The sequence below is a fragment of the Flavivirga amylovorans genome (assembly GCF_030540875.1).
Taxonomy (GTDB): domain Bacteria; phylum Bacteroidota; class Bacteroidia; order Flavobacteriales; family Flavobacteriaceae; genus Flavivirga; species Flavivirga amylovorans.
Genome location: NZ_JAUOEM010000005.1, coordinates 405,002 through 429,967 on the forward strand (window position 1 = coordinate 405,002; position 24,966 = coordinate 429,967).

Genomic DNA, 24,966 nt, shown 5'->3' on the forward strand with positions numbered 1-24,966 from the left:
TTAGTATTAAATTATAGTTTTTATAAAATGAAAAATATTATACCATTTTTGTCTAAAATAACAGAAAATCCATTAGTTAACCTTGTCGTATCCGTAGGCTTAATAGCTATAGGCATTGAAGAATTATATGAAGCAGAGGTGTTGCACTTAGCTGTTCATTGGAAACACGGTATTAGTCTTTATGGAATTTTAATGTGTATACATTCCGTTTTTAAAATTTTGAAAGGAGGTATTAAGATTATAAATGTAAATTAGTTAAGTAAAAAAAGCTTGCAACTTTTTAGTTGTAAGTCCTTTGAAGAAAACGTGTCACGTAATTGTAAACACTTGAATTTTTATGCTTTACATTTTTCTTAATATACAAGCTGAGTAAGTGAAAATTATTTTTTAAAAAGTTTGCTTTTTATTTGAAAGAATTAAAAAAGCGTTCTATATTTGCAGCCGCATTCAGGCAAATAGCTTGATTAGGCACTCAAGGAGAAATGGCAGAGTGGTCGAATGCGGCAGTCTTGAAAACTGTTGAGGGTCACACCTCCGGGGGTTCGAATCCCTCTTTCTCCGCTGAAAAACCCTTGTAATCATCTGATTTGCAAGGGTTTTTAATTTTAGGTGTAAGAGTAGGTGTAACTACAACCCGTTTTAAGTACTTCTTTCAGATATTATTCCATAGTTTAAATATAAACTTTCAATAATTTTTAAGATATTGTATAAAAAAGTTAATTTCTTTTCTAAAAATTAATTTCAAGAAATTTTTATTGACTAATGTCCTTTAATAAAAAAGTATCTACAGATTATGAAATAATAATTTCCAAGAGAATGAGAGATAATTACGAGATCATCTCAAAGGAAATAACTGAAATCAAAACATTTCACAATTTGATGTCATTTTTTTCAAAAATACGGTTGTTTGTCGATAAGACAGTAAATGAGATACAAGAACATAATCACAGTGAGATGCTTTGGAATATGGTTTTAGTATTTCATAGTAATTTGTTGGCAGACTTATTTCATAAGTTTAGAACTATTGATTTAAAGGTTGTCACTGTTTATAAAAACTATGAGAATTCAAAAAATCAGAATTCTATTGCTTCGATTATTTCAAAAATCGACCAACTACTGAATCGGTCACAGAAAATAAAACTCATTTCTAATTTATTTATCCTAGGAGAACTGCATTTTGTTGATAAGTTGATTTCTGAAAAGAAAACTAATAAAAACTTAGTTTTTAATATTATGCTTCCAAGTTTTAGCCATAATTATTTCAAACTAATATTAGGCTTGCCAAAAGAATATTTAGACCATTTAATTTCCATAGATTACAAACCAAAGCCTAAAAAAGTTTTACAAAAGCAAAAAAAAAGCATTGCCATTGACTTTACTTTATGTAATACTTCCTTTTATTATGACTTTAATCAGTATTTAATTAGAGCTATTTTGACTAAAAACAAAGAATATCTTAATAAGGCATCTTCCTTTATAAAAGAATATATTAATTTTATGACTTCTAAAAAGGATGATCATATTATACCTAATACAGACATCCTTAAAATAACTAAAGATTTTAATTTAAGTAGTGTAATCAAAGCTCTCAAATATGCCATTTTTTATGAACCCGATTATCCAGAAATGACCGAAGCAGAATTGTTATATTTAGGAAATCATCATCATTTTTCATTAAAATCAGATCCAATAGACAGAACATTTACTTTGATAATACCTAATTATACTTTTTTCACCAACTCTTCAATGAACCCAATTGAATTGGAGGAAATTTTTATTGAACACAAAAAAAACGATTTCTCTTTTTTAGAAAATTATCAGAACCAAATTAAAAATAGTAATGCAATATTGAAATTAAATGATTTAAATTTAATTATAGATGACATATTAATAAATGAAATATACTATGACAAATTTGTAAAGTCCACCAAAACTACAGTATCTATTTCTTCTATTTTTATTTCCGTTTACTTCTTAGAAAAATTTAAAATTGAAAATAGCGAGTTTATGGCATCTCTGAAATTTTTAATTCAATTATATCTTGGACATATTGGTATTAAAAGAATTAACGATATAAATACTAAAATGGATTAAGTAATTGAACATTTATTTCTTCTTTGATATTACATTAAAAACAATCGTTCAATATCTGAAGCCGAAAACCGTTCAGTATCATTTATCTTTTCCATTAGTTTAAAATAGCGTTTTGTAGGTTTTCCGTTGTAAAACTTCTTGAAGTTCTTGCTGTAAAGCTCCTCATAATACTTTTCACTATCAAATTAATTGCCATAAAACTTTTCTAATTCTCTCCACTTTTTACTATGAATCTGTTTAGAGTAAACACCACTCGGTAAAGCTGAACAATGCATAAAGCGTTCTGATATTAAAAATGTAACTTCCTACAACGTTTCCCTGTAAAAGGACAAATAAAATAAACCCTAAACTCACCCAAGCTATTTTAATAATGCAAGTTATAGTAGCAAAAATCTTTGTTAATCTCCTGAAAGAACTCAACCAATAGCAAGTAAATATCATTTCCTGTACCTGTTGGTACAACTGCTGGAGTTAGTGTTTGAGTTGCAGAAGTTATATCTATTGGAATATTTACAGTTGGACTGTTCTTATTCTACCATGATATAGAAAATACGACTGCTCCATTTTCCTGCAACAAGGGATTACTAGTAATGAGCCCTTTCTGATACCCACTAGAATCACCATAAAACTGGTCTTTCTGGTCTTCTCTATAATCTATCCATAATCTGGTTCCTATGTAATATTTGGTTTTAGCATAAAATTTTGATAATCTTATATCAAAACCTACAGCACCACCAACCATGGGAAAAGGGCTTGTTGTGCGCCAGATTATCCCCAAACGTGCCCCACTGTAATATCTAATTATATCATTATTAAACAGATTGAAATTAATACCTAGTGTACCTATTAGGTCTGTATAAGCTACCTCAAAGCCATTATAAGTTGAAGCGGCTACCGAAGCATATCCCCAATGCATGATTTTTTGAATTTCACCACCTATCTGGAAACCGTAATCTGTAACTGTAGGGTCTATAAACATGCTTACCTGCGTATAATCTTTATCTATAAATTGGGCATTGGCTATTGAACTTATTACCAACAATAATGCTATTATTTTTTTTTTAATAGTCTTCATTTATCTCTTTACCATTGTTTTTTTAATGCCAATTATCAGATTCTATCACTCCACAGTAAAACATTATGACTAATACCATAATCACTACTATTTTCATAATACTATACTTCATTTTAAAACTTATGAATGCACTATTAATTTTATTACAAATAACACTGTACACATAGTGAATACAACCATTAAAGCACATAAAGCATATAATTTTTCTTTCTGGTATTTCATTTTAAAGTTTCTTTAATTATTAATTTGGGATACTATACATTACTCTATTTGAGATTGTTTGCCTTCAAAATTATTTTCTCTACGTTGACACCTAATTCTTTGGCTATACATAAAGCTCCTATTACAATGATGATTAGTAGTATTATGCGTTTTATTGTTTTTTTCATATTATTTATTTTGAATCCTTTTAAACTTTTTTAATTCGCTGTAAAACTTAGTTTTTACAGGTTTTTTCTTTTTTATTGTAATTCCATTGCACTGTATGTTTTTGACTAAACATAGGTACCGCATTTGAAATGTCTAATTTGTATTTATTTGCTATTACTGGTCGGAAACTATTTAGTCCATTGATATACACTCTATTGCCCACTATCTTATAGATTTTGTCTATATTGATGATTACAGACCTGTTTATTCTTAAAAAATTGTTTGGTAAAATTTCTAATACTGATTGGAGGGTTTCTCTTATTAAGTGTTTTCCATTAGATAAGTATACCGTGATGTAATTACGGTCACTCTCTAAGCATAACACTTCATTTAAATTAAATTTAATTAGTGAATAGCCTTCCTTTAAGAAAAAAGTATCTTTTTTTAGATGTAATGCTTTTTCAGTTCCTGACACTCCACCCAACGTATTCTCTTCTATGCCAATTACATCTTCATTATTTATAGCACTTTTTATTAGGTTATCAAAATCTACAAATGGCCTGAAAAACATTCTATATAAATCTATAGCTACATTGCCTTTTTGGGTTTTCACTTTATGAGAAATATTGCTGTAAAAGGTTATTTTGGATTTATATTTATGGAATAGGTGATATACTACGATGTCATCTCTAAACATATCAAAGAAGCAATAATCAATTAGTATAAAATCATATTCGCTTTTTTGTTCTGATAACCACATATCCTTCCAAGAGAAAAAGACCTCAATTCTGCTTACACCACTTAGCTTTAAATCTTCTAATAAGGATGTACACTCTGATTTATTCTTAGCTAAAATTGCTACTTTTTCTTTCATTAACTTACTAGCTCTTTTTATTGTGTTTTTTAATATTAATAGCTTCATAACAAGGTTAAAATAATCGTGCCGATTGAAGTTGGGAATTGATATGTTTTACATAGGGAAATAGAAATCAACCTACCCCCATTAACCCCGATATGAACGAAACGCCTATCGCTATTAATACTATTTATGACAAAACTATCTTCATTCTATACTCTAAAACATGGATGATTTTCTATTTGACATGGATAATTTACTTTGCAGTTGTTTTTATGTTGTTTATTAGTATTTATATTTGTTTAGATTTGTGTATATATGCTTGTTTTTATAATGTTTATAACCTGTTCTTTTTGCAATTTCAAACACGGTATACCATATTTTAAAGCTAAGATTCATTCTATTTAACGACTCTTAAAAAAAATGTGTTTAAGAGTGTTAAAATGAGGACTAAAAAGTGGTTTTATGGGATTTAAAAAAATGGTTTTTGGATGGTTTTAATGTGTTTTGAAATATTTTGTTTGGAGGCGTAAAAAATGAACAAATGAAAAGACCGTCTTATGGGTAGTTTTTTCTTTTGATATGCCCAATAACAGTCAAGCTCGAAACCTCACGTCGTGAATCGCTTTTCTCAACGACGCTTCTTTCTTTTGACTTTTATGCTGAATTCATCCTGACTTTTTCTATTTCCTGAAAAATGGCTGAAATTTGTTCAGATGAATTAGTTATTTAAAATAGGAATTGGAACACATTATGTCCCAATTAATTTGTGAATTTTTAAGAATATTGAATAAAAAAATGGAGGTAAAACCTCCATTTTTTTATAGTTATGTAGCGCTGTTATACAAAGGAAACATTGCTATACACTTATTTTTTGCTTAAATCAAAAAAGATACTATGAGCTCATTTACTGAAGCTCCTGATTTTATTGCTTTTTATAAATAAATTCTCTAACCTGTTCATTACTATCACTATCTATGAATGTATATATAAGCTTAATAGTTTGGTTATCTTCCAACAACATTTTGAGACCCGAAATGTTTTTAAGTACTATCGTTTTTTCGTCTTTTACGGTATACTCCAAAGTGCTGGTTTTAGTAAATTGACATTCTGCACTGGTATCAAAAACAACCATATCATTTCCTTTAGTCACTGTTGCTTTAATACTTTCCGGTAAAGGGTAACTTACACTAACATTATAGTCTAGCAAATCTCTACGATTAAAGCTTTTTTTATGTTGTATAAACTCAAAAACATTTTGAGGTTTAAATTCTATTGTATTTTTTTGAAGACAGTCTTGGTCAGAGTCAATTTTCCAACTTCCTAATATTTGTTGGATTACTTGAGTTCCGTCAAAAGTGTTGTCTTCTTCATTATCATCACCTACTTCTGTTTCTACGTTGTCTGATTCTTCTTCTGTACTTTCCTCTAATTCCGTATTGTCATTTCTAATAAAAGTATCTACTTGATCTTGTTCCTGATCACCATTGATGATTTTGGAAGTAATTTGTAGGGTATCATCCATTAACTTGATTTCTGAATTAAAATTGAAAAAAGTAACCCTGTTCAAACCAATAACCGTATAGGTTCCGGATTGTGTATTTGTTTGAGAACAGAGGTTAGCAGAACCGCTTCCAAGTTTTAAAAACGTTAGTTCATAAGTACCATCTTGATTAAAAGTAGCTGTTGAATTTTTTAAGCATTTAAATTCTGATGGTGACACATTTTTATTATCTATAGTACTGCTTATCAATTTCCAATCTCCAACTAATTTTTCTTTAGTGGTTGTTATTTCTTCACTGTCTTCTTGATTAGAATCATTATTAGAACTACATGCAAAAAGCGCTAGAGTAAACAGTAAAAATAATAAAGGTTTAAACGTTTTTATTGGTAGCATTTTCTTATTCATTTTTATATATAATTTGGGTTTTATCAACTATAATAACTCTCTTTTTTGGTTTTCATTGTGTTTATATGAAAGAACTTAAATATTCTATTTTACTACTCAAGGATTTACAGTAAAACCCCATAGAAGATGCTTTTATTCCGAACGGGGAGACACCTCAAATGAGTGGGGGAGATGTCTCGTCGCTTATACTTCGCTCTGTCGATATTGACATGACAAACTATTGTTTTTCAAAATATTAATACAAAACAATAATTAATCTCACCTAAAACTCACACTAATTTGGTTTATGTTTGTCTGCTATTCTTATTTTAATGATTGTGTCTTACCTGAGATTAGTATTGGAAACTTCAATATTATTTCGTGGTTTCCCCTTCTATAATTGCTTATAGCAGTTATTGAACTATCATAAGCATATCCTACTCTTAGGCTATTTGTCATTTTAAAAAACACGAGTGTACTTATAGATTCCTTTAGCCTATAGCTGAGACCAAATTCTACCAAGTCGTATAAATCTAACGTTCCACTAATATCCATAGAGAATGGCACATCACTTATTAGCCTTGTTAAAAAAGAAGGCGTAAACGTGATATCCTTATTCAAAGGAACATGATACCCTGCACCAGCAAAAAATTGCATTTTGTCTGTGGCTTGCGTTACAATGCCCGATTTCTTTTCGTATCTTTTGGTTCTTAAAAGTGCAGGTGCAGACATATTTATAAAAAAATTCTCTCCCCTTAAATAGGCACCAACTCCAATATTAGGGTTAAATACACTAACATTTTCTGAAAAAAGCGGGTCGTTATCAAGTCCTATATCTGCGAGGTTTATATTTACAAAAGCACCTCCTGCTTTAAGTCCCAAAAACAGATCTAATGTTTCCTTTAATTGTAGTTGATATGAAAAATCAGCAAAAACGTCTGTTTCATTAAGTACAAATACACTGCTGTTGGTAACAGAAAGTCCCAGTCCTACTTTTTCATTTGTTGGACTACTTGATGAAAAACTCTGGGTTTTAGGTGCGTCATCCAGCCCCTGCCACTGGGTTCGAAAGTTTGCGGTGAGTTCTAAATTTTCACCAGTCCCAGCATAGGCCGGGTTGATGATGTTCATATTATAATTGTATAGTGTAAATGTTACATCTTGCTGTGCATAGGACTGGATGTACCATATCGAGATTGCTATAAAAAAATATAACTTGTTCTTCATGTATTCGTTTTTAATTTAAACCGCTCTCAACTCATTGAATAGAGGGTTTGATTATTTGTTTCCAAAATTATTTTTATCCAGGTGTTCAGAACATGGATAATTCGCTATTAAACATGGACATAATCTATATTTATTTTTTAATTATTCTTTTAACAGATTTACCACCAATTTTAGTTTCTAACTTAACTCCTTTGATTGTAATTGTTTTTTCATGTTTTTTTTGATTTTTTCTTTTTAAATGAATAAAGCTGCTCTTAACAGTTCTACCACCCCTAATACAATGGTACTTATCTGTACAAATACCACCGTATATAAAAGGTGTAATGCTTTTATCTTTATTGGTTTTTGTGAGGTTTTAAATAATATCGTTATGATGTAATTTTTTTTCATTTGCTTAAAAATTTTTGATTTTTATATCTATTAGGTGGTATATAGGCTGCTCACTTAAAGGCCTCTAAACCTGATTATACAAAATCTTACTTATATCATTAATTAACCTACTACTTCAATAAATAAGATGTATTGGAGCAACCTACTCTCTCATGTTATACCACCTTTAATCTTATCTTTATATTTGCGTGTTTGCCCATATATTTGAACTCTTTTTAAATCTATACATGCGTACATAGCTTATACTTGGGGTTTGTTTGTTCTTGCCACTTTCTTCCTCATAGGCGCCTATAAGTGTGATTGTACCGTTATTACCCAAGTTTATATTGTTAAACAACCCCGATAGGTTATGCCCCATTGTTTTACCATCTATATCTGCGCCTTGCTGTATCCAAGTACTGGATTTGTTTTGATATGTACGGACATAGGCATATCTTTTCCCATCATCATTATTATATGCTGCTATGACCACATTAGTACCATTATTAGACAAGCTTATATTCCATCCTGAGAAATTACCTGTTGGCTCTCCAACAATATCTTTACCTATTTGCACCCAACGTCCTGATATATTTTTATATACACTTACATAACCTGATGACACTCCACCCTGATGCGCTCCTACAGCCACCATATTGCCGTTACCAGATAAACTAACACTTGCTCCGAAATAATCTTTTGCTGCTTTACCGTTTATATCTGCACCTATCTGAATCCATTTTCCTGAATTATTCTTATATATTCTTACATGCCCTGAGTATATACCGTTATCACTATTAAGCACTGCTCCTATAGCTACGGTATTACCATCTTGAGATAAGCCTACACTATAACCAGACCAATCTCCTTGAGCTTCGCCGTCAATATCTTCTCCCACTTGTTTCCAAACTCCTAACTCGTTTTTATACACGCGTACATGTCCTGAATTTACGCCATTACGCCCATGGTTACGTTTAGCACCTATTGCCACTGTAGTACCATTACCCGATAGACTCACACTATAACCTGACCAATCTCCTATTGTTTCCCCATTGATGTCATTACCTATTTGGCTCCATCCTTCTGATTTTTTTTTATATATGCGTACACGTCCTGATTTTGTACTGTTATTATTGGCTTGGTGCGTTCCTATAGCTAAGGTTGTGGCATCATCTGATAAACTTACACTATAACTTGACAAATTACCTATTACCTTGTTTGTATTGATCGTTATTTGAGCCTTAGCACTACTTGTTATACTTAGTATCCCAAAAAGAATTACCTGTACTTGTATTAATTGTAGTAATCTCATCTTCATCTTAATTTTGTAGCAAAGATTGACCGTATTTAGCTACTCTGATAAAAAAAGTGCTGAAGTATGTTTAAATGAGGACTAAAGAGTGGTTTTATGGGATTTTAGAAAACTGTTATTTGTGGGATTTTAATGTGTTTTGTATTTGATATAATTTAAAATTGAAGGTTTTGACATGCGCTTTAATTTAGTTGAACGACACTATAAAAACCATTGATAATTTGTCCTACATTATAAATTGAAGTACCTTTTTATTTTCATCTACTTTTCTTTATTCATTAATTCTATTTTTATTAAAGCGGTATTCAATGCTTTGCATTTGTCTCGTCCAAAGAAAAGTAAGAAACCTGCCGGCAGGACAAAAGACGCCCCATTGATAGGGATTTTTTCTTGTGCTATACTCAAGAAGAACCAAGCCCAAAACTCTGCGTCGCTACACCGCTTCAACCTGGGATTGTCTTATGGTCTATTCTTAACAATTAGGTTTAGTGTACTTAAGATTGTAATAATTTCTAGAGGACATTATTTATTCATTATATAGATGGCCACAGTCGTGCCTCCTTCGCAATGACATATACTATATATTTTACTTGTGTAAAATTGTCCATGTATAAGTTACAGATATCCATTCCCAGATTTTCCGTTTAGTAACAAATTTGCACTGTAACAACATGTTAAACTATTGAAAACAGTAATATTATGGAAAACAAAAAAAAAGAAACCATTGGTCTATTAGTAACCATGAAAGCCAAAGTTGGCAAAGCACAGGATGTTAAAGATTTTTTATTTAGTGGACTGCCATTAGTACTTGAAGAGCCTGAAACGATATCTTGGTTTGCTTTTCAAATTGATGACAATACTTTTGGTATTTATGATACTTTTGAAGTAGAAGCCGGAAGAAAAGCCCATCTAAAAGGACAGGCTGCCAAAGCTTTAATAACTCATGCTGATAATTTATTAGAAAATTTTGATGCAAACGTGAACATTGAATTTGTTAATGTGATTGCCTCTAATCATAAACATGGTACACAAAACAAAGGCTTATTGGTTATGATGAATGCCAAAACAGGAAAATCTGAAGCTTTAGAACAATTTTTAAAGACTGGTAAGCAACTTGTAACTGATGAGCCTGAAACATTATCATGGTATGCCCTTAAATTAGATGATACTACCTATGCCATATTTGATACCTTTACTGAAAATTCTGGAAGAGATGCTCATCTAAGTGGTAAAGTAGCCGCTGCACTATTAGAAAATGCGCCTGTTTTATTAAATGATTTTAAAACAACGGCTATACAAAATATAGATATTTTAGCTTATAAATAATAATACCATTTGCCGTAACTACAAAAGGAGTACCCTAAGTGATACTCCCTTTTTTTGTGTAAATGATTACGTTTATTATAATACTATAAAAGGCCTGCTTGCAATTTTTCTAGTTTAGCAAAGCCAACAGTTTTTCTGTAAATATCTGGCGAAACACCTACTTTCTTTTTAAAAAATCGACTAAAATAAAATTCGTCTTCATACCCCAAAGCAGCTGCAATTTGCTTTACCGGTTTAGACGTTAAATACAATTCCCTTTTGGCAGCTATTACAATTCTATAGGTTATTAAAGATGTAGGGGTTTGGTTTAAATATTTTTTCACTATTCCCGCTAAAGTTCTAGGACTTATACATAATATATCTGCGTATTCATTTGGTGCATGTAATTTGGTATAATTACTTTCTATAGCATCCATAAGATTTTGTAAGATTTCTGATTGCCTATCTGTAAATTTAAGCTCTGTATCTTTATCGAATTTCTTTTTCTGCCTTACCGATTCAATAAGAAACACCTTTAAGAATGCCACCAACACTTCATGCTGTGCAATGGAATCTTTATTCATTTCTCTTGATATTTGACTTATGAGGTTAAAAAACAACGCTTCTTCTGATAGTTTGAAAAAAGGCAAGCCAAGAAAATTACTGAAAAGGACCCCTTCTGTTTCTATTTCATTTTGATGCCTGTATGTACAAAAAAAATCTGGATGAAAATTCAACATAAATCCCGAACATTCTTCTACCGAACTCATCATAAACGGTTGATAAGGCGATAAGCAAATGATATGATTCTCTTTGAGTTGATAATCAGAAAAATCTACTTTTAGATTAAAACCAGAGCTTTGTAACAGAATGATTGTATAATACTTATTTCTCTGTAAATAACTAAACTGCTCTAGGTTGGTAAACTGCTCTAACCTAAATGCCAATTCGTTATTTTGCTTATTAATAATAGTTTGTACCATAATTACTCACCTTGATTTTAACTCAATAAATTTACAGCTTCTAGTGCAAATGCTGTACTAAGTTCCCTACTTCCAAAATAAGTATTAGACCTTGGCGCTATAAAAAGCCCATACATTGGCCAACCGCCATCTGCCAATTGACTATCTAATAATTTTAAAAGATCTACTCTGTTAACAATTCCTAGCTTTTTTAATGCTATAACTCTTAAAGCACATTCTAATGTAAATGATGAACAATTTACACGCTCTATGAGCATCTCTGTAAGTGGCTTATGAAACTTTGCAAATTTATCTGGGAAGTCAACTACTAACCTAGAAAGGAAAAATAAAAAGACATCTGGTGCAGGATAATATCGAGTACCATTAAGATATTCTTTACTCATTAAAAAATCATACACAAATGCCTCAGTTTCTTTTAACTCATTTCTTTCTCCGTAACCTATTTGGTGCATTAAATACAATACATTTATAGCTACTATAGCGTCTATTCTTGGTCTGTTGTCATCAAAATACACTTGGATGATACCGTCATCATTTCTGTTATTTATCATTTGTTCGGTAACTGGTACTATGTCATCTATAGTGAGTTTGTTATTATTTAATAGAAAGGATAACACCATGGATGTTGTGTCTAAGTCATCGGGAAAATTTTCTGGCCTAGCTTCATTTTTGTAAAAGCACCAACGCAATTTGCTTTGTCCGTCATGGTTAAGTATCTCCTGGGACATGGATTCAATAATGTCATTAGGAAGTGACGTATAGGAATGTAAAATAACCGCAGTAGAAAATATTTCTTTAGAAAAATCTTCACTTCCTATTAATTCTACGCCATTACTTACAAAACTCTTACAAAAAGGGAATTTACGTAGTCTATCGTTTAAATAATTTTTTCCTAATGTTTTCTTTTTGGTTACATCGAGGGGGGGATTTTCAATATTTACATATATACCACTTTCTATAGCGGTATATTCAAAGTTGTTCTTGATACATTTTATGGTACTTATTCCAAAGTTAGCTGCTTGTTGTAGGTTTTCTGACTTATCGTCTATAAAGACCGTGTTTTCGGTATTTATAGATGCGTTTGAGGTGATGTATTGAAAAATATCTAAGTCTGGCTTTCTAAATTGCAACAAGGCTGATACATATATGCCATCGAAATACTTCCAATAATTAAAATGAGAATATAAATAAGAGAAAGATTCTAAATCTACGTTTGAAAGGCAGTATATTTTTTTCCCCCTTTTATGTAGGGCCTTAAGCACTTCTAGCATAGGCTGGTTTACTTTTAAACTAGCTACACTCAATTCAAGTAGTTCTTTTAGTTTGCTATAAGGTGTCTGCAGCTCACAACTTAGCATAGTAAGTGCTTGCTCTCTATTTATTAAACCTTTTTCTAAATCTTGCCAAATGGGATGATTTACCATTTTTAGAACATCATCTATTCCTTTTGCTTCTGATGTAAAATGAATGGCATCCCAATTTAAAAGAACATCTCCGAGATCGAAAACAATGGTATCATAAATATCCAATGTTTCTAATAATTTGTGAAAACTGGTAATACGTTCTGGTGCTAAAACTTCTTTCATACTATTTTAATTTTTATTGATTGAATTTATAAGTGAGAGAGTCATCTTAACTTTTTACCCTTAAGAAAAATAACAGTTAAGATTCTTTTATTAATGGGATATGGTATTACCTTTTTCTTTGAACGGTAAATTTTGCAAGTTCTTCTAAAACGGTTACGTTTTCTTTTTCAAATTCGCCTAAACATGCTATTGCTTTTTCTGATAATTTGTTAGCTTCTATCTGCGCATTTTCAACAGAACCAAAAAGTGATGGATAGGTTAGCTTATTTTCGTCTGCATCTTCTCCTGCTCGTTTACCCAATGATTCAGCAGTTTCTGTTTTACTAAGAATATCGTCTTTTGCTTGAAATGCAAGGCCTAAATAATGTCCATACTCTAGTAGTTTACTGGTTTGCTGTTCAGACAATTTACTAGAAATACATCCTCCTAAAATGGCTATCTGTATTAATGCGCTCGTTTTACCTGAGTGTATAAATTGTAAATGCTGTAATGATAACATGTCTTTTCCCCATGATTCAGCATTTAAATCTGCGCATTGGCCTTTATGCAGCTGATTATTTAATTTTCTAAAAAGTTCTATGTTTTCGCAATATTTATGAAATGGGTATAACCCTTCTTCAAAAAGCCTTGAAGCTGCTAAGGTAGCTGTATTGACATCAAATTTTATGTGGCATGTTGGTGCATTTCTTCTAATAGCATCATCATCTTGAATATCATCAATAATTAGGGTATACGTATGAATAAATTCTATTGCTTTAGCAAATTCAAATGCTTTCTGTTCATCTCCATTAAATGCTTCTGAAATAGCATAAACAATGGCTGGTCTAATTCTTTTTCCCCCATCTCCCAAGTTTAGCATGTAATACATAGCTTCGTTTGTAGATTCTAGTACGTTGCTGTTGGGAAATTTTATGCTTTTAAAAGTTGTATCTATTTTTGTTTTAGTTCTTATTAGGGTATCTTTTAGTTTTTCCATTTTCTATAGTAGGTTTTAGAGCTTGGGTTTGAGGGCTTTTAGACATATAACATCTCTCTTTAAATGTTTTATTTCTAACGTTATATATCTTAGTCAAATTTTAATGGCTATGTTAAAATTGATGTTAAAATTAATTAACTTATTCATTTACAAAGCTATCTGTAATATTTATTATAATACATAGACGATTTCACATTTGGCATGGACAATTTTATTTAGTTACTATTTTTGATTTGAAAAGGTGAATTTACATGTAATAACACTTTACTTTAAGCTATAAATGAAAGCAGGACTAAATCGCTTAAAATTTAATCCTGCCTTTTTTATAATTATTTAAGTTAACCGCTATTTTTCTTTTCCTTTAAACAGATAACTATGTTCAACCTTTATTTGAAAGGATAATAAAGCCAAATAAACTGCGAGTTCTTTTTCTTTATCATTAATTCTTGTAGAACGCAAAATTTTCATGATTTTATTAGAAACTTTTGAGGCCTGTTCTTGAATATCTATTGGCAGAAAATCTTCTCTATTAAGTAACTGTAAATGAAAAGCTCTTCTAAAGGCATTGTACCAATTATTGACTGAAAGTTTATCAAAAATCAATCGTTCTATATCAACATGAGCTCTCGTATTATTAAGCTGTAATTCTTTGGCTATATCTTTCTTATTTAATCCTTGGTATGTTAGACTCAGATAGGTTAGTTCTTTATCATTAAATAATTTTAGTGTTTGAGCCTGTATCATTTTAAAGCAATTTTCATTCGTTTTAAAGTATTCGTTACTGTGTTATCAAAGTCAAGTAATGTACTCTTAGGAAGTTTATATCCGGAGGGTACACCTTTAGAATCATTGATAATTTTTGACGCATACTCTAAGGCTATTTTTTTTACTGTTGAATCAACGTAGTCTCGCTCTTTTAAAATCCCAAGCTCAAATGCCTTTTGTATTAAAGCAACCCAATCTTTAGTATTAAACTTTATTTTTAAGGCCTTTTTTATATTACTTAAATCTTTCTTTCTAAGCGATAGAAAGTTTGCAATATATTTATTATCAAAATTAAGAACCGATAATCTTAAAAAATACCTTTCTGTATTTGTCAATTCAATTGTACTACATTCCATAATTTATATTTTTTACTCAGACTTATTTAAGCCAAAGATTAATTGTTGATATAAATTATTCTAAAAAAAGTGTCGAATCTAATTTAAAGTGGGACGAAGAAAGGATTAAATGCGATTATAAAATAAGAGCAAAACATTCTAAATTTAATAAAAATGTTAAACTTTTTATAAAAAAAGGAGGGAGGTAATTCGGAGTCACTAAATTTTCAGGTCTCTTTTAAAGGCTATGAATCCTAATAAACAGACATTATGGATAGTTCTTCTTTCTTCGCAAAAACCCTTGTAATCATAAGATTAACAAGGGTTTTGTTTTTAGGTGTTAATATAGTTGACAATACTTAATAAATTAAAAACTATTAAGTGGCTCAAAATAAAGGTTTTAAATACATACTTTTATAAGTCGCCCATACAGCTTTTAAGCGAAACATATCCTCTTCTTAGATGTCCTTCTACTGTTTTAATGGAAATATTGAACTGCTTGGATATCTGACTATATTTTAAACCTGAGATTTTTTTTGCAAAAAAAACAGTTTTACATCTTTTAGGCAATTTCTCCATACATTCATTCAATTTTATTAAGAGGTTATTTTTATAATCATCATCACTTTCCAATGTGGTAGAAAAAACCTCAATAGACGATTGGTAATACTCTAGGTATGCATTATTCTTTTTAGAAGCCTTTTTAAAAGCATCCATAAGTTTATAATAAACCATTCTATATAAATAGCTTTTAACTGAGGATGTAATGGTTACTTTTTTTCGATTAGACCAAAGATCTATAAAAGTATCTTGAACTACATCTTGTATTAAACTACGATCGGGAGTATACTTTAGTGCATAAACGCACAGTTTATTGTAATAAGAATGATAAAGCTTTTCATAAGTCTTTAAGTTTATTTCGCTTAAAGGTTTTATTGAAAAACTAGTTTGCTTATTCGCTTTACTCATTCAACTAAAAATTATATATTCTCAACAAAGCTAAATAAAAATTAAAGGATTAAAAAAAAATGGAGACATGATAAATTAAAGGCATAAATACACTCTAAAAAATAAATATATCATAACTCAATGAATTATCAAAAAATACCCAAACAAATTTATGTACTATAATTATAGCTAAATGAAAGGCACTCCTGCCCAAAAGAACTAATTATTTAGTATCTTATTAAAAAAAGTAAATTAAAATTAGAGGGTTTTTAATACTATTAAAGACATATATATAACACAAGGATTAAATTATGGAGCAAAACCAAATAGATGCACTAATTGTAAAGTTTGTTGAAAACAATATTTCAGATGATGAATTTATTGTGCTTAAGAACTGGTTAGAGATTTCAAATAACAAAACGTATTTTGATGAGTACATCAAGATAAATTACCTTATAAATATCAATACGCCATTTAATTCAGAATCTTCTTTACAAGAAATAAAGAAGCATATCAATCTAGAGCCAAAAAACAAACGAAGAACTATTCTTAAATATGTTGCCGTAGCAGCTTCAATAGCTTTTTTAATATCACTTCCTTTTCTTATAAATAAAAGTAGTGTTAATAATAGCTCTCCAGAAATTGTAAACAGCATCATAGAAGTAGGAACAGATAAAGCGACCCTTACACTTAGCGATGGTACAGATATAATTTTAGAAAAAGGCCAAAACTACACCACAAATAATGCATCTAGTGATGGTGAAGCATTAATCTATAAATCAAGTTCCAAAACAAAATCAGAACTCGTCTATAATTACCTTACCATTCCCAGAGGTGGACAATATTTTGTAAAACTATCTGATGGTACGCAAGTTTGGTTAAACTCAGAATCTAAACTAAAATACCCAATAAACTTTATTGAGGGCGATACAAGAACGGTAGAACTAATATACGGAGAAGCCTATTTTGATGTATCACCGAGTAGCGCTAATAATAATATGGCGTTTAAGGTATTACATCATAAACAACATGTTGAAGTATTAGGTACAGAGTTTAATATCAAAGCTTATTTAGATGAAAGTATAGTGTACACAACCTTAGTAGAAGGCAAAGTAGCTATAGATAATTTCTCAAATAAGACCATTTTAACCCCTAATCAACAATCACAAATTGGCCTTTCTAGAAATATCAAAATAACGGATGTTGATGTTGATGATGAAACGTCATGGAAACGCGGGGTATTCAACTTTAAAAACAAATCGTTAAAAGAAATAGCTATAGTTCTAGAACGATGGTATGATATTGACATTTTATTTATAGATAAATCTATTAAAGATAGAAGATTCTTAGGGTCTATAGATAAAAATCAAAGTATAGAAGACATATTAAGTCTAATAAAAATGACAGGTCAAATTAACACATACAATATTGAAGGTAAAATAATTATATTAAAATAAAAAAGGGAATATTGCCAACACGTCTCACGGTAATCAACATTTAATTCCCTTAATATTAATTAAACCAAGTTTTTGTCTAACTAACACACAAATTTATGAAAATTAAACTTTACAATCAACAATTTCTCTTAACAAAGAGAAAGCTACTAATTAACATTATGAGGTCTTTTATACTATTATGTTGTACTACTGTATTTAGCTTAACTGGTGAATATAGTTTTTCACAAAATGAAAAGGTTCTCATTAAATCTGACATGACCATAACTGTTTACGAGGTGTTCGATATCATAAAAAAACAGTCTGATTATAGATTTATTTTTCATGAAAATTTATTTGAAGGACTACAAAAAGTATCTTTAAAAAAAGGTAAAATAAGTATTGAACAGTTAATTCAAAAAAGCATTTCATCAGGAAATTTTAAACTTCATTTTTCTGATAAAAAAACAATATTGATAACAGAAAACAATAATCTCCAGCAAAATATAACGGGTGTTGTTACAGATGAAAACAGTTTACCGTTAGCAGGTGTCAACATTATCGTTAAAGGCACACAAAAAGGAGTATTAACAGATTTTAACGGGGGGTATCAAATAGCAGCAAGCTCTAATGATATTCTATCATTCTCATTTTTAGGCTACGTTACCCAAGATATAACTGTAGCTAATAATGTAACTATTAATGTTAAACTCTCTGAAGACATAAATGTTTTAGATGAAGTTTTACTAGTATCTACAGGATATCGAGAAATCTTAAAAGAGAAAAGTGTAGGTAAAGTTTCAACAGCAGATGTTTCTGTTTTAAAAAATCGTAGTACCAGTAATAATGTACTTGATCGTTTAGATGGTTTAGTTGCCGGATTAGTTGTTAACCCAGCACCTAACTCTGGAGCTCCTATCTTAATTAGGGGTTTAAATTCAGTCAATGGTAATAGGTCGCCATTGTTTGTTGTAGATGGTGTTCCTATAACTGACATTTCACGTATAAATCCGCAAGATGTTGAAAGTGTAAACGTTTTAAAAGATGCAGTTGCAGCAGCTTTATATGGTTCAAGAGCCACAAATGGCATCATTATTATTAACACTAAGAAAGGAAGTGCAAACAAAAAGCTACAGATAGATTATGATAGCTTTACTAAATTTACAGGAAAGCCAGATTTAGATTACTTACCAAGACTAAACAGCCAGCAGTTTATACAAACAGCTGAAGAGATTTTTGACCCTTCACGTAACCTATTAAGCAACGTTTCAACATACGGTGGTTTGGGGCGTGTGACTATTCAACCACATGAACAAATTTTATATGATCGAGATCAAGGGCTCATAGATAATGCTACTGCCAATGCACGATTAAATGCACTGGCAAACTTTAATAATTCAAATCAAGTAGATGATTTGTTTTTTAGAAACGCCTCGCTTACCACACATACACTATCTGCAAGAGGTGGAGGTGAAAAGTATAACTTTTATGCATCTATGGCATATACTAACGATCAAAGCGACAGACCAGGAGAAGATAATAAAAGTTATAAATTAAATTTTAATCAAAACCTAAAGCTTAGCAAACGCTTAAGCATCAATTTAACTACAGATGTTACCAACTCTCGTTTAAGCAATAAAAGAGCATTAAATATTGATAGAGGTGTAGTACCGTATATTAGATTTAGAGATGAAAACGGAAATAATTTAAATACAAATTTCATGAGATCTTTTTCAGAAGCAGAATTACCTGGTTTTGAAAGTGATACAGGTATAAATCTTCAATATAACCCTTTAGACGAATTTGATTCAGGCTATACTAGAACTGACAACTTAAATGTAAGAATGCGACTAGGTCTAAACTTAAAACTTTTTAAAGGATTAGTACTTGAAGGTAATTACGGATATCTATTTGATAATAATAACAGAGAATCATTTGACAAAGAAGATAGCTACAGAGTTAGATTAGAACGTGCTCTTTATGTACAACCAGGACCTATTTATTTTCTACCGGAAACAGGAGGGCATTACACAACAGATGTTAGAAAACAAAGAGATTGGATTGTACGAAATCAATTAAACTATACTATAGGATGGAACGATAATAAGCATCAAATAAATGCACTCGTTGGTCAAGAGTTACAGGAGAATTTTTTTACCTCTGCTTCTAATTTTACTAGAGGATATGATGATAAACTACTTACAACAGAAGAGGCAGACCTTGTAACCTTAAGTACAGGCTTAAGTGGAGTCGTTTTACCTACTAGTCCTAGTAGTGGCAGAAGTTTTTTAAGGGGTAGAGCTCCACTTATTAGAGATGAAGAAAACATTAAAATAGAGTCTTATTACGCAAATTTCAACTATACTTACAATACAAAATATATACTCAATGGTAGTTGGAGGATTGATGAATCTAGTCTTTTTGGTATTGATAAATCTGCACAAAACCGTGCTACTTGGAGTGTTGGAGGTAAATGGTTGTTAGGTAAAGAAGCTTTTATGGAAAACACGAAAGCTATTAGCAATCTAGCCTTAAGAGCAACGTTTGGTCTTACAGGTAACGCACCTCTCCCGCGTACTTCTGCTTCTGAGGATATTATAAGGCCTATTGCTAGCGCATTTCTGTCAGGTACTAATGGTGCGATAATCCGCACACCCAAAAATGATAAATTAACATGGGAAAGTACAGATAATTTTAATGTAGGATTAGATTTTGGGCTTTTTAACAGACGAGTTAAAGGATCTATTGACTATTACCAGAAAAAAACAAAAGATCTTATAGGAAGAGTAGATACCAACATATTAACAGGATATACAAATGTTGTTGGGAATTTAGGGGATATGGAAAATAAAGGTTTTGAACTAAGTTTAGAAACATTGAACATCTCTACCAAAAATTTCTCTTGGATTACTTATTTGAATTTTGCCCACAATAAAAACGAAATCACAAGATTAATAAGTCCATTTCCTATAACTAGCGCAGAATTGTTTTTACAACAACAGTTTGTTGAAGGGAAATCTGCATTTGCAATTCATGCCTATGATTATGCAGGGTTAGATGAGTTGGGAGATCCACAAATTCGATTGGCAGATGGGACTATCATAAAAGATGGTGCTGTTTCGGCTGACGACACTGTTTATATGGGAAGTTCTATACCAGATATTACAGGAGGGCTTAGCAATACTTTTAATTATAAAAATTTTAGTTTAAATGCTAATATTAGATATAGTTTTGGTGCGGTATTAAGGGCAGATACACCTGGTATAGTTGATTATGGTAGCGGAGGTAGATTAATACCTGATCCTGGTAATTTTACAACAGGTAATGTGCATTCTGATTTTTTTAATCGCTGGAGACAACCTGGAGATGAAGCTATTACAAACATACCTTCTTATGTATCAGATCCAAACGAGAACGTAAATAGAAGAAATATAGAATACTATACTAGAGGTAGTATTAATGTAGTGTCTGCTGACTATATAAAGTTAAGGGATATTACCTTATCCTATAGATTTCCAGAAGCCGTAAAAAATAAAATAAACGCAGATATAAGTTTCCGTTTACAGTTATCGAACGTCATGTTATGGAAAGCCAACGATAGAAATATAGATCCAGAGTTCCATGATGCTTTTGGTGCTGCCAGAAGCAATATTTTAGATCAAGAAACTATTACTGCGGGTATTCATATTACACTATAACGCTATAGAATTTAAACTACAGAACAATGAAAAACATACATATATCAATACAAAACATAAGTCGACTATTTATTTTAATAATCACATTAAGCTCATGTTCAGAAGATTTTTTAGAAGTAGAAGTTAAAGGTGATTTTATTGCAACAACAACTAATGAATATGATTTGTTACTCAATAACATACAATTATTTAGTTTAGAAAGTATAGATTTAGATTATGCAATGTCTCCAGAAGTTTGCAGAATAGAACCTTATAACACTTCTCTTCTTGGTTTATCTAAACAACCTGCCTTTAGATGGCTTCCAGATATATATGAGCCTGAAGTACAAATGCCTAATGTATTTGGTTTTACTAGACATATATACTTGTACAATAAAATTATCAACGAAGTTCCCAATTCCGTTGATGGTACTGAATCTGAAAAAAAACGTGTTGAAGCAGATGCAAGAGCAAGTAGGGCATGGATGTACTTTCAGCTTATAAATTATTTTGGAAAACCGTACAATCCAGCTACCGCTTCTGATGATCTTGGCTTTCCTATACTTACCGAATCAGATGTAACGCTTACAGATTTTTCAAGAGCTTCGGTAGAAAGCGTATATAATTTTATGTTAGATGACTTGAATAAGGCCATTCCTTACCTGTCCGATTTGTACCATCGTACAAGAATGTCTAATGCAACAGCAAGGGCACTTTTGGCAAAAGTACATATTTTCATGGGTAATTATTCAGAAGGCCTCCAAGAGCTAGATGAAGCATTTAATTTGTTGCAAAATTCATCTTTAGAGTCAGGCCTTTATGACTATAATATTACTACACAACCTGGGGGAATAATGCAAAATTTTGGTTTTGGGCCAAATGAGCCTGTAACAATCTTTAATATTGAAAATCCCCTTGTTAAAACATCCTTTAATATTGATGGCGGTTTTTTTGGTGAATTAGTGATATCGCCAGAAATAACAGCCTTATATGGGCCAACAGACATAAGGCTTACTAACTTTTTTACTTCAGAAGCACAAGTTTTCTCAGGGTTATTCCTCCCTCCTGGATTTTTACGAAAGCAAGGAAAATCAAATGGCTACTTAGGGATAAATATCCCAGACATGTATTTGTTACGTGCAGAATGCAAAGCCAGAACAAATGATTTATCTGGAGCTGTTGAAGATGTAGAGTTTTTAAGAAGGCACAGAATGCCAATTGCAGACGCTCCTATACCTACAGGTTTATCTCAAGATGATTTAATACGGTACATTGTAGAAGAAGAACGCATCAGGGAATTTGCAGTAGAAGGTAAGGAATGGTTCACTACAAGAAGATTATCTACAGACCCTTTATTTAGCGGTAAAGTATATATCCATACCCTTTATGATGCTACTGGGGCGCCTAAAGAAACGTTTACATTAACTCCAGAGCGTTTCGTTTTAAAGTTTAACGATAACTTTATGGAACAAAACCCCAATATTATAAACAACCCATAAAAGACATTATGAAAAATATACTTATTGGAGTAATTGTTTTATTACTGTTTTCTTGCCATAAAAAAGATTACGTGATTATATCTGGGCAAATAAAAAACAGTACATCTAATGAAGTTTTTATAAATAGTTCTGAAATTAAAAGTTACGATGAAGGTGGAATACAACCTGTACATCAATTTCAAAAACGAATACCGTTAAATAAAGATGGTCGTTTTTTAGATACCTTAAACATTACTAGCTATAAGGATACCTATATGTTAGTCAATGATAAGAACAATGTACAACTATACCTTGAAAAAGGAGATCATGTCACCATTAACGCTGATAATAACGACTTATCTAAAACATTAATTTCATCAGAGAAAAATACTGGGTATAACGATTATTTTTTAGCAAAAGAAAACCTTATTGAAAAGGTCCTGTATAAAGGAAAGGGGTCTTCTAGCATTTATGAATTAAATGAAATCGACTTTAAGCAAAGGCTAGGAGCCTATAAAGAAGCCGTAAAAGAAGAACTTTCAAATTATAAAACTATAACAGAAGACTTTAAGGTTAAGGAAATAAGATTTGTGAAGTATCATACTTTATTTATGCTTTCATATTATCCAAAAGCGCATAGTTACGCTTTAAAAAAATCAGGACATGATGGCATTTATAAACCAACTAAAGGCTTTTTAGATGAATTGGATAAGTTACCTCTAACTAATGAAGAAGATTACTTTTCCATGTCATACTACAAAAGATTAGTAGGCAATATTATTTTAAAACAAAGTTCTGAGATCGCTAAAAAAGAAACGCTATCTAAAGAACTGGCATACATCAAGTCTGGACTAAAAATTAGCAATGAGCGTATTAAAAATGATATTTTGTTTGATAATGCATTTTTGACTCTATTATATTGCAGGATGAAAAATAACACACATCTTGATTTAGATACTTATCACTCTAAATTTATAAACAGTTCCAGCAATGAAGAGAATAATAAGAAAATCGCAAAAACATATAACGAATTAAAACGTGTTGTTATAGGAGAACCATCACCTAAGTTTACAAACTATAAAAATGTTAAAGGCGGTACAAATTCTTTAGATGACTTTAAAGGTAAGTATGTATATATAGATTTATGGGCTACATGGTGTGGTCCCTGTATTGCAGAAATTCCTTTTTTGAAAACTATTGAAGCAAAATTTCACGATAAAAACATAGAATTTGTCAGTATTTCACTAGATCAAAAAAAGGATATTGCTAAGTGGAAGAAAATGGTAAAAGATAAAGGCTTAACCGGTACGCAACTTATTGCTGACAATGCTTTAGATTCAGATTTTGTTAAAGACTATTCATTGGTTGGTATCCCACAATTTATATTAATTGATCCTTTAGGCAATATTGTAAATTCATATGCACCTCGCCCGTCGGATCCTGCATTGGTAGAATTGTTGGAATCCTTAAACATATAATCTTAAAAGACATTTTTAGAATTTAAATTTAACCTAGTAATATGAAAATAGAATTCACTTGACTTTTTGTTTTTAACCGAAAGAAAAAGTCAAGATGAGTTCATAGTATAAACTACACTAAGTAGTACAAAGACTATTAAATTTTTGATAAAAAAGGAGGGAGGTAATTCGGAGTCACTAAAATTTGAGTTAGTTGTTACCTCCTATAAAACCTAATAAAAATTAAATTCATTTTAGTTTAGTGTTTAGTTTAGTTCCTCTTTATCTGAAAAACCCTTGTAATCATAAGATTAACAAGGGTTTTGTTTTTTAGGTGTCAATATAGTTGACAATACTTAATAAATTAACCTGAGTTTCTATGTAAATTTTATTAAAATTATCTTATATAATCCAATGAAATACAGCTGTTTGTCATGTCGACGGAGCGAAGCATGAGCCCTTCGACTGCGCTCCTTTAGATTTGTTTTTTATAAATTTAAGAAAGAGAAAGGAAATAAAGTAAACTATGACAAGCGCTCAGAGATTCTAGTCTCAATATGTGATTTAGACTTTATTTCCCTTTCATCAAGAACTCAAATAGAAATTAGGGAAAGACCCATTATCAAGGAGTTAAGTTAATTGATGACTATCTCTTATCTATCATCTTAACTCAAAGTTATGAAAAACATTATTATTGGTATTGACATTAGTAGTAAAACCTTAGATATCTGTATCAAAAAAGCCAAAAGTATTGAACATTTTAATATTGAGAACACTTCAAAAGAGATCAAGAGGTTCTTTAAGCCTTTTACTGGAGAAAATATTGTAGTGGC

Annotated in this window: 19 protein-coding genes and 1 tRNA gene; 8 read left to right on the forward strand and 12 right to left on the reverse strand. The window is 30.9% G+C overall.

The features are described 5' to 3' along the window. Window positions 1-27: 27 nt before the first annotated feature. The 3 genes from Q4Q39_RS15945 to Q4Q39_RS15955 all read left to right on the forward strand — a co-directional run bounded on the left by Q4Q39_RS15945 (window position 28) and on the right by Q4Q39_RS15955 (window position 2,094). Window positions 28-255, forward strand: a complete 228-nt coding sequence (locus tag Q4Q39_RS15945; protein ID WP_303283555.1) for a hypothetical protein — start codon at window positions 28-30, stop codon at window positions 253-255. 221 nt (window positions 256-476) lie between these two features. Beyond that, window positions 477-561 (forward strand) — tRNA-Ser (locus Q4Q39_RS15950). 255 nt (window positions 562-816) lie between these two features. Then, on the forward strand, window positions 817-2,094 hold the full coding sequence (locus tag Q4Q39_RS15955; RefSeq protein ID WP_303283556.1) for a hypothetical protein: 1,278 nt from the start codon (window positions 817-819) through the stop codon (window positions 2,092-2,094). A gap of 532 nt (window positions 2,095-2,626) precedes the next feature. Here Q4Q39_RS15955 and Q4Q39_RS15960 read toward each other — a convergent pair. From Q4Q39_RS15960 to Q4Q39_RS15985, 6 genes are all read right to left on the reverse strand, one after another. After that, window positions 2,627-3,169 (reverse strand): hypothetical protein, encoded by a 543-nt coding sequence (locus Q4Q39_RS15960; RefSeq protein WP_303283557.1) that lies wholly within the window; start codon window positions 3,167-3,169, stop codon window positions 2,627-2,629. A gap of 436 nt (window positions 3,170-3,605) precedes the next feature. Further along, entirely contained in the window at window positions 3,606-4,460 is an 855-nt protein-coding gene (locus Q4Q39_RS15965; protein ID WP_303283558.1) for a LytR/AlgR family response regulator transcription factor, read from the reverse strand. An 859-nt stretch (window positions 4,461-5,319) separates the two neighbouring features. Next, window positions 5,320-6,303 (reverse strand): lipocalin family protein, encoded by a 984-nt coding sequence (locus tag Q4Q39_RS15970; RefSeq protein ID WP_303283559.1) that lies wholly within the window; start codon window positions 6,301-6,303, stop codon window positions 5,320-5,322. 303 nt (window positions 6,304-6,606) lie between these two features. Next, entirely contained in the window at window positions 6,607-7,509 is a 903-nt protein-coding gene (locus Q4Q39_RS15975; RefSeq protein ID WP_303283560.1) for a PorP/SprF family type IX secretion system membrane protein, read from the reverse strand. A 234-nt stretch (window positions 7,510-7,743) separates the two neighbouring features. After that, entirely contained in the window at window positions 7,744-7,899 is a 156-nt protein-coding gene (locus Q4Q39_RS15980) for a hypothetical protein (RefSeq protein WP_303283561.1), read from the reverse strand. A 178-nt stretch (window positions 7,900-8,077) separates the two neighbouring features. Continuing rightward, the gene (locus tag Q4Q39_RS15985) at window positions 8,078-9,190 is read right to left on the reverse strand and encodes a hypothetical protein (protein ID WP_303283562.1); all 1,113 of its coding nucleotides are present in this window, start codon (window positions 9,188-9,190) and stop codon (window positions 8,078-8,080) included. A 699-nt stretch (window positions 9,191-9,889) separates the two neighbouring features. Between Q4Q39_RS15985 and Q4Q39_RS15990 the strand changes: the two genes are divergently transcribed. Then, on the forward strand, window positions 9,890-10,516 hold the full coding sequence (locus tag Q4Q39_RS15990; protein WP_303283563.1) for a putative quinol monooxygenase: 627 nt from the start codon (window positions 9,890-9,892) through the stop codon (window positions 10,514-10,516). 83 nt (window positions 10,517-10,599) lie between these two features. On the opposite strand, the gene Q4Q39_RS15995 is transcribed toward Q4Q39_RS15990, so the two are convergent. From Q4Q39_RS15995 to Q4Q39_RS16020, 6 genes are all read right to left on the reverse strand, one after another. After that, window positions 10,600-11,478 carry an AraC family transcriptional regulator gene (locus tag Q4Q39_RS15995; RefSeq protein WP_303283564.1) on the reverse strand — a complete coding sequence of 293 codons (879 nt, stop codon included), beginning with the start codon at window positions 11,476-11,478 and terminating at the stop codon, window positions 10,600-10,602. A gap of 17 nt (window positions 11,479-11,495) precedes the next feature. Further along, window positions 11,496-13,064 carry an HAD family hydrolase gene (locus Q4Q39_RS16000; protein WP_303283565.1) on the reverse strand — a complete coding sequence of 523 codons (1,569 nt, stop codon included), beginning with the start codon at window positions 13,062-13,064 and terminating at the stop codon, window positions 11,496-11,498. 106 nt (window positions 13,065-13,170) lie between these two features. Continuing rightward, window positions 13,171-14,040, reverse strand: coding sequence for a polyprenyl synthetase family protein (locus Q4Q39_RS16005; RefSeq protein WP_303283566.1), 870 nt, complete (start codon window positions 14,038-14,040; stop codon window positions 13,171-13,173). A gap of 345 nt (window positions 14,041-14,385) precedes the next feature. Continuing rightward, a complete protein-coding gene (locus tag Q4Q39_RS16010; RefSeq protein WP_303283567.1) occupies window positions 14,386-14,784 on the reverse strand; it encodes a hypothetical protein in 399 nt (132 codons plus the stop codon). Next, window positions 14,781-15,161 (reverse strand): helix-turn-helix domain-containing protein, encoded by a 381-nt coding sequence (locus Q4Q39_RS16015; RefSeq protein ID WP_303283568.1) that lies wholly within the window; start codon window positions 15,159-15,161, stop codon window positions 14,781-14,783. The genes Q4Q39_RS16010 and Q4Q39_RS16015 overlap by 4 nt, the downstream gene beginning before the upstream one ends. A gap of 393 nt (window positions 15,162-15,554) precedes the next feature. Next, a complete protein-coding gene (locus tag Q4Q39_RS16020) occupies window positions 15,555-16,109 on the reverse strand; it encodes an RNA polymerase sigma factor (RefSeq protein WP_303283569.1) in 555 nt (184 codons plus the stop codon). Window positions 16,110-16,399: 290 nt separating this feature from the next. On the opposite strand from Q4Q39_RS16020, the gene Q4Q39_RS16025 reads away from it, so the two are divergent. From Q4Q39_RS16025 to Q4Q39_RS16040, 4 genes are all read left to right on the forward strand, one after another. Further along, on the forward strand, window positions 16,400-17,545 hold the full coding sequence (locus Q4Q39_RS16025) for a FecR family protein (protein WP_303283570.1): 1,146 nt from the start codon (window positions 16,400-16,402) through the stop codon (window positions 17,543-17,545). 95 nt (window positions 17,546-17,640) lie between these two features. Further along, window positions 17,641-21,219, forward strand: coding sequence for a SusC/RagA family TonB-linked outer membrane protein (locus Q4Q39_RS16030; protein ID WP_303283571.1), 3,579 nt, complete (start codon window positions 17,641-17,643; stop codon window positions 21,217-21,219). A 26-nt stretch (window positions 21,220-21,245) separates the two neighbouring features. After that, complete coding sequence (locus Q4Q39_RS16035) at window positions 21,246-22,697, forward strand: RagB/SusD family nutrient uptake outer membrane protein (RefSeq protein WP_303283572.1); 1,452 nt, start codon at window positions 21,246-21,248, stop codon at window positions 22,695-22,697. An 8-nt stretch (window positions 22,698-22,705) separates the two neighbouring features. Next, a complete protein-coding gene (locus Q4Q39_RS16040) occupies window positions 22,706-24,154 on the forward strand; it encodes a TlpA family protein disulfide reductase (protein WP_303283573.1) in 1,449 nt (482 codons plus the stop codon). The last annotated feature ends 812 nt before the right edge of the window (window positions 24,155-24,966 follow it).

Excerpts from the sequence above, each read along its gene's own strand:
- Q4Q39_RS15945 (WP_303283555.1), top strand. The coding sequence starts at position 28 with ATGAAAAATATTATACCATTTTTGTCTAAAATAACAGAAAATCCATTA.
- Q4Q39_RS15955 (WP_303283556.1), top strand. The coding sequence starts at position 817 with ATGAGAGATAATTACGAGATCATCTCAAAGGAAATAACTGAAATCAAA.
- Q4Q39_RS15960 (WP_303283557.1), bottom strand. The coding sequence starts at position 3,169 with ATGAAGACTATTAAAAAAAAAATAATAGCATTATTGTTGGTAATAAGT.
- Q4Q39_RS15965 (WP_303283558.1), bottom strand. The coding sequence starts at position 4,460 with ATGAAGCTATTAATATTAAAAAACACAATAAAAAGAGCTAGTAAGTTA.
- Q4Q39_RS15970 (WP_303283559.1), bottom strand. The coding sequence starts at position 6,303 with ATGAATAAGAAAATGCTACCAATAAAAACGTTTAAACCTTTATTATTT.
- Q4Q39_RS15975 (WP_303283560.1), bottom strand. The coding sequence starts at position 7,509 with ATGAAGAACAAGTTATATTTTTTTATAGCAATCTCGATATGGTACATC.
- Q4Q39_RS15980 (WP_303283561.1), bottom strand. The coding sequence starts at position 7,899 with ATGAAAAAAAATTACATCATAACGATATTATTTAAAACCTCACAAAAA.
- Q4Q39_RS15985 (WP_303283562.1), bottom strand. The coding sequence starts at position 9,190 with ATGAGATTACTACAATTAATACAAGTACAGGTAATTCTTTTTGGGATA.
- Q4Q39_RS15990 (WP_303283563.1), top strand. The coding sequence starts at position 9,890 with ATGGAAAACAAAAAAAAAGAAACCATTGGTCTATTAGTAACCATGAAA.
- Q4Q39_RS15995 (WP_303283564.1), bottom strand. The coding sequence starts at position 11,478 with ATGGTACAAACTATTATTAATAAGCAAAATAACGAATTGGCATTTAGG.
- Q4Q39_RS16000 (WP_303283565.1), bottom strand. The coding sequence starts at position 13,064 with ATGAAAGAAGTTTTAGCACCAGAACGTATTACCAGTTTTCACAAATTA.
- Q4Q39_RS16005 (WP_303283566.1), bottom strand. The coding sequence starts at position 14,040 with ATGGAAAAACTAAAAGATACCCTAATAAGAACTAAAACAAAAATAGAT.
- Q4Q39_RS16010 (WP_303283567.1), bottom strand. The coding sequence starts at position 14,784 with ATGATACAGGCTCAAACACTAAAATTATTTAATGATAAAGAACTAACC.
- Q4Q39_RS16015 (WP_303283568.1), bottom strand. The coding sequence starts at position 15,161 with ATGGAATGTAGTACAATTGAATTGACAAATACAGAAAGGTATTTTTTA.
- Q4Q39_RS16020 (WP_303283569.1), bottom strand. The coding sequence starts at position 16,109 with ATGAGTAAAGCGAATAAGCAAACTAGTTTTTCAATAAAACCTTTAAGC.
- Q4Q39_RS16025 (WP_303283570.1), top strand. The coding sequence starts at position 16,400 with ATGGAGCAAAACCAAATAGATGCACTAATTGTAAAGTTTGTTGAAAAC.
- Q4Q39_RS16030 (WP_303283571.1), top strand. The coding sequence starts at position 17,641 with ATGAAAATTAAACTTTACAATCAACAATTTCTCTTAACAAAGAGAAAG.
- Q4Q39_RS16035 (WP_303283572.1), top strand. The coding sequence starts at position 21,246 with ATGAAAAACATACATATATCAATACAAAACATAAGTCGACTATTTATT.
- Q4Q39_RS16040 (WP_303283573.1), top strand. The coding sequence starts at position 22,706 with ATGAAAAATATACTTATTGGAGTAATTGTTTTATTACTGTTTTCTTGC.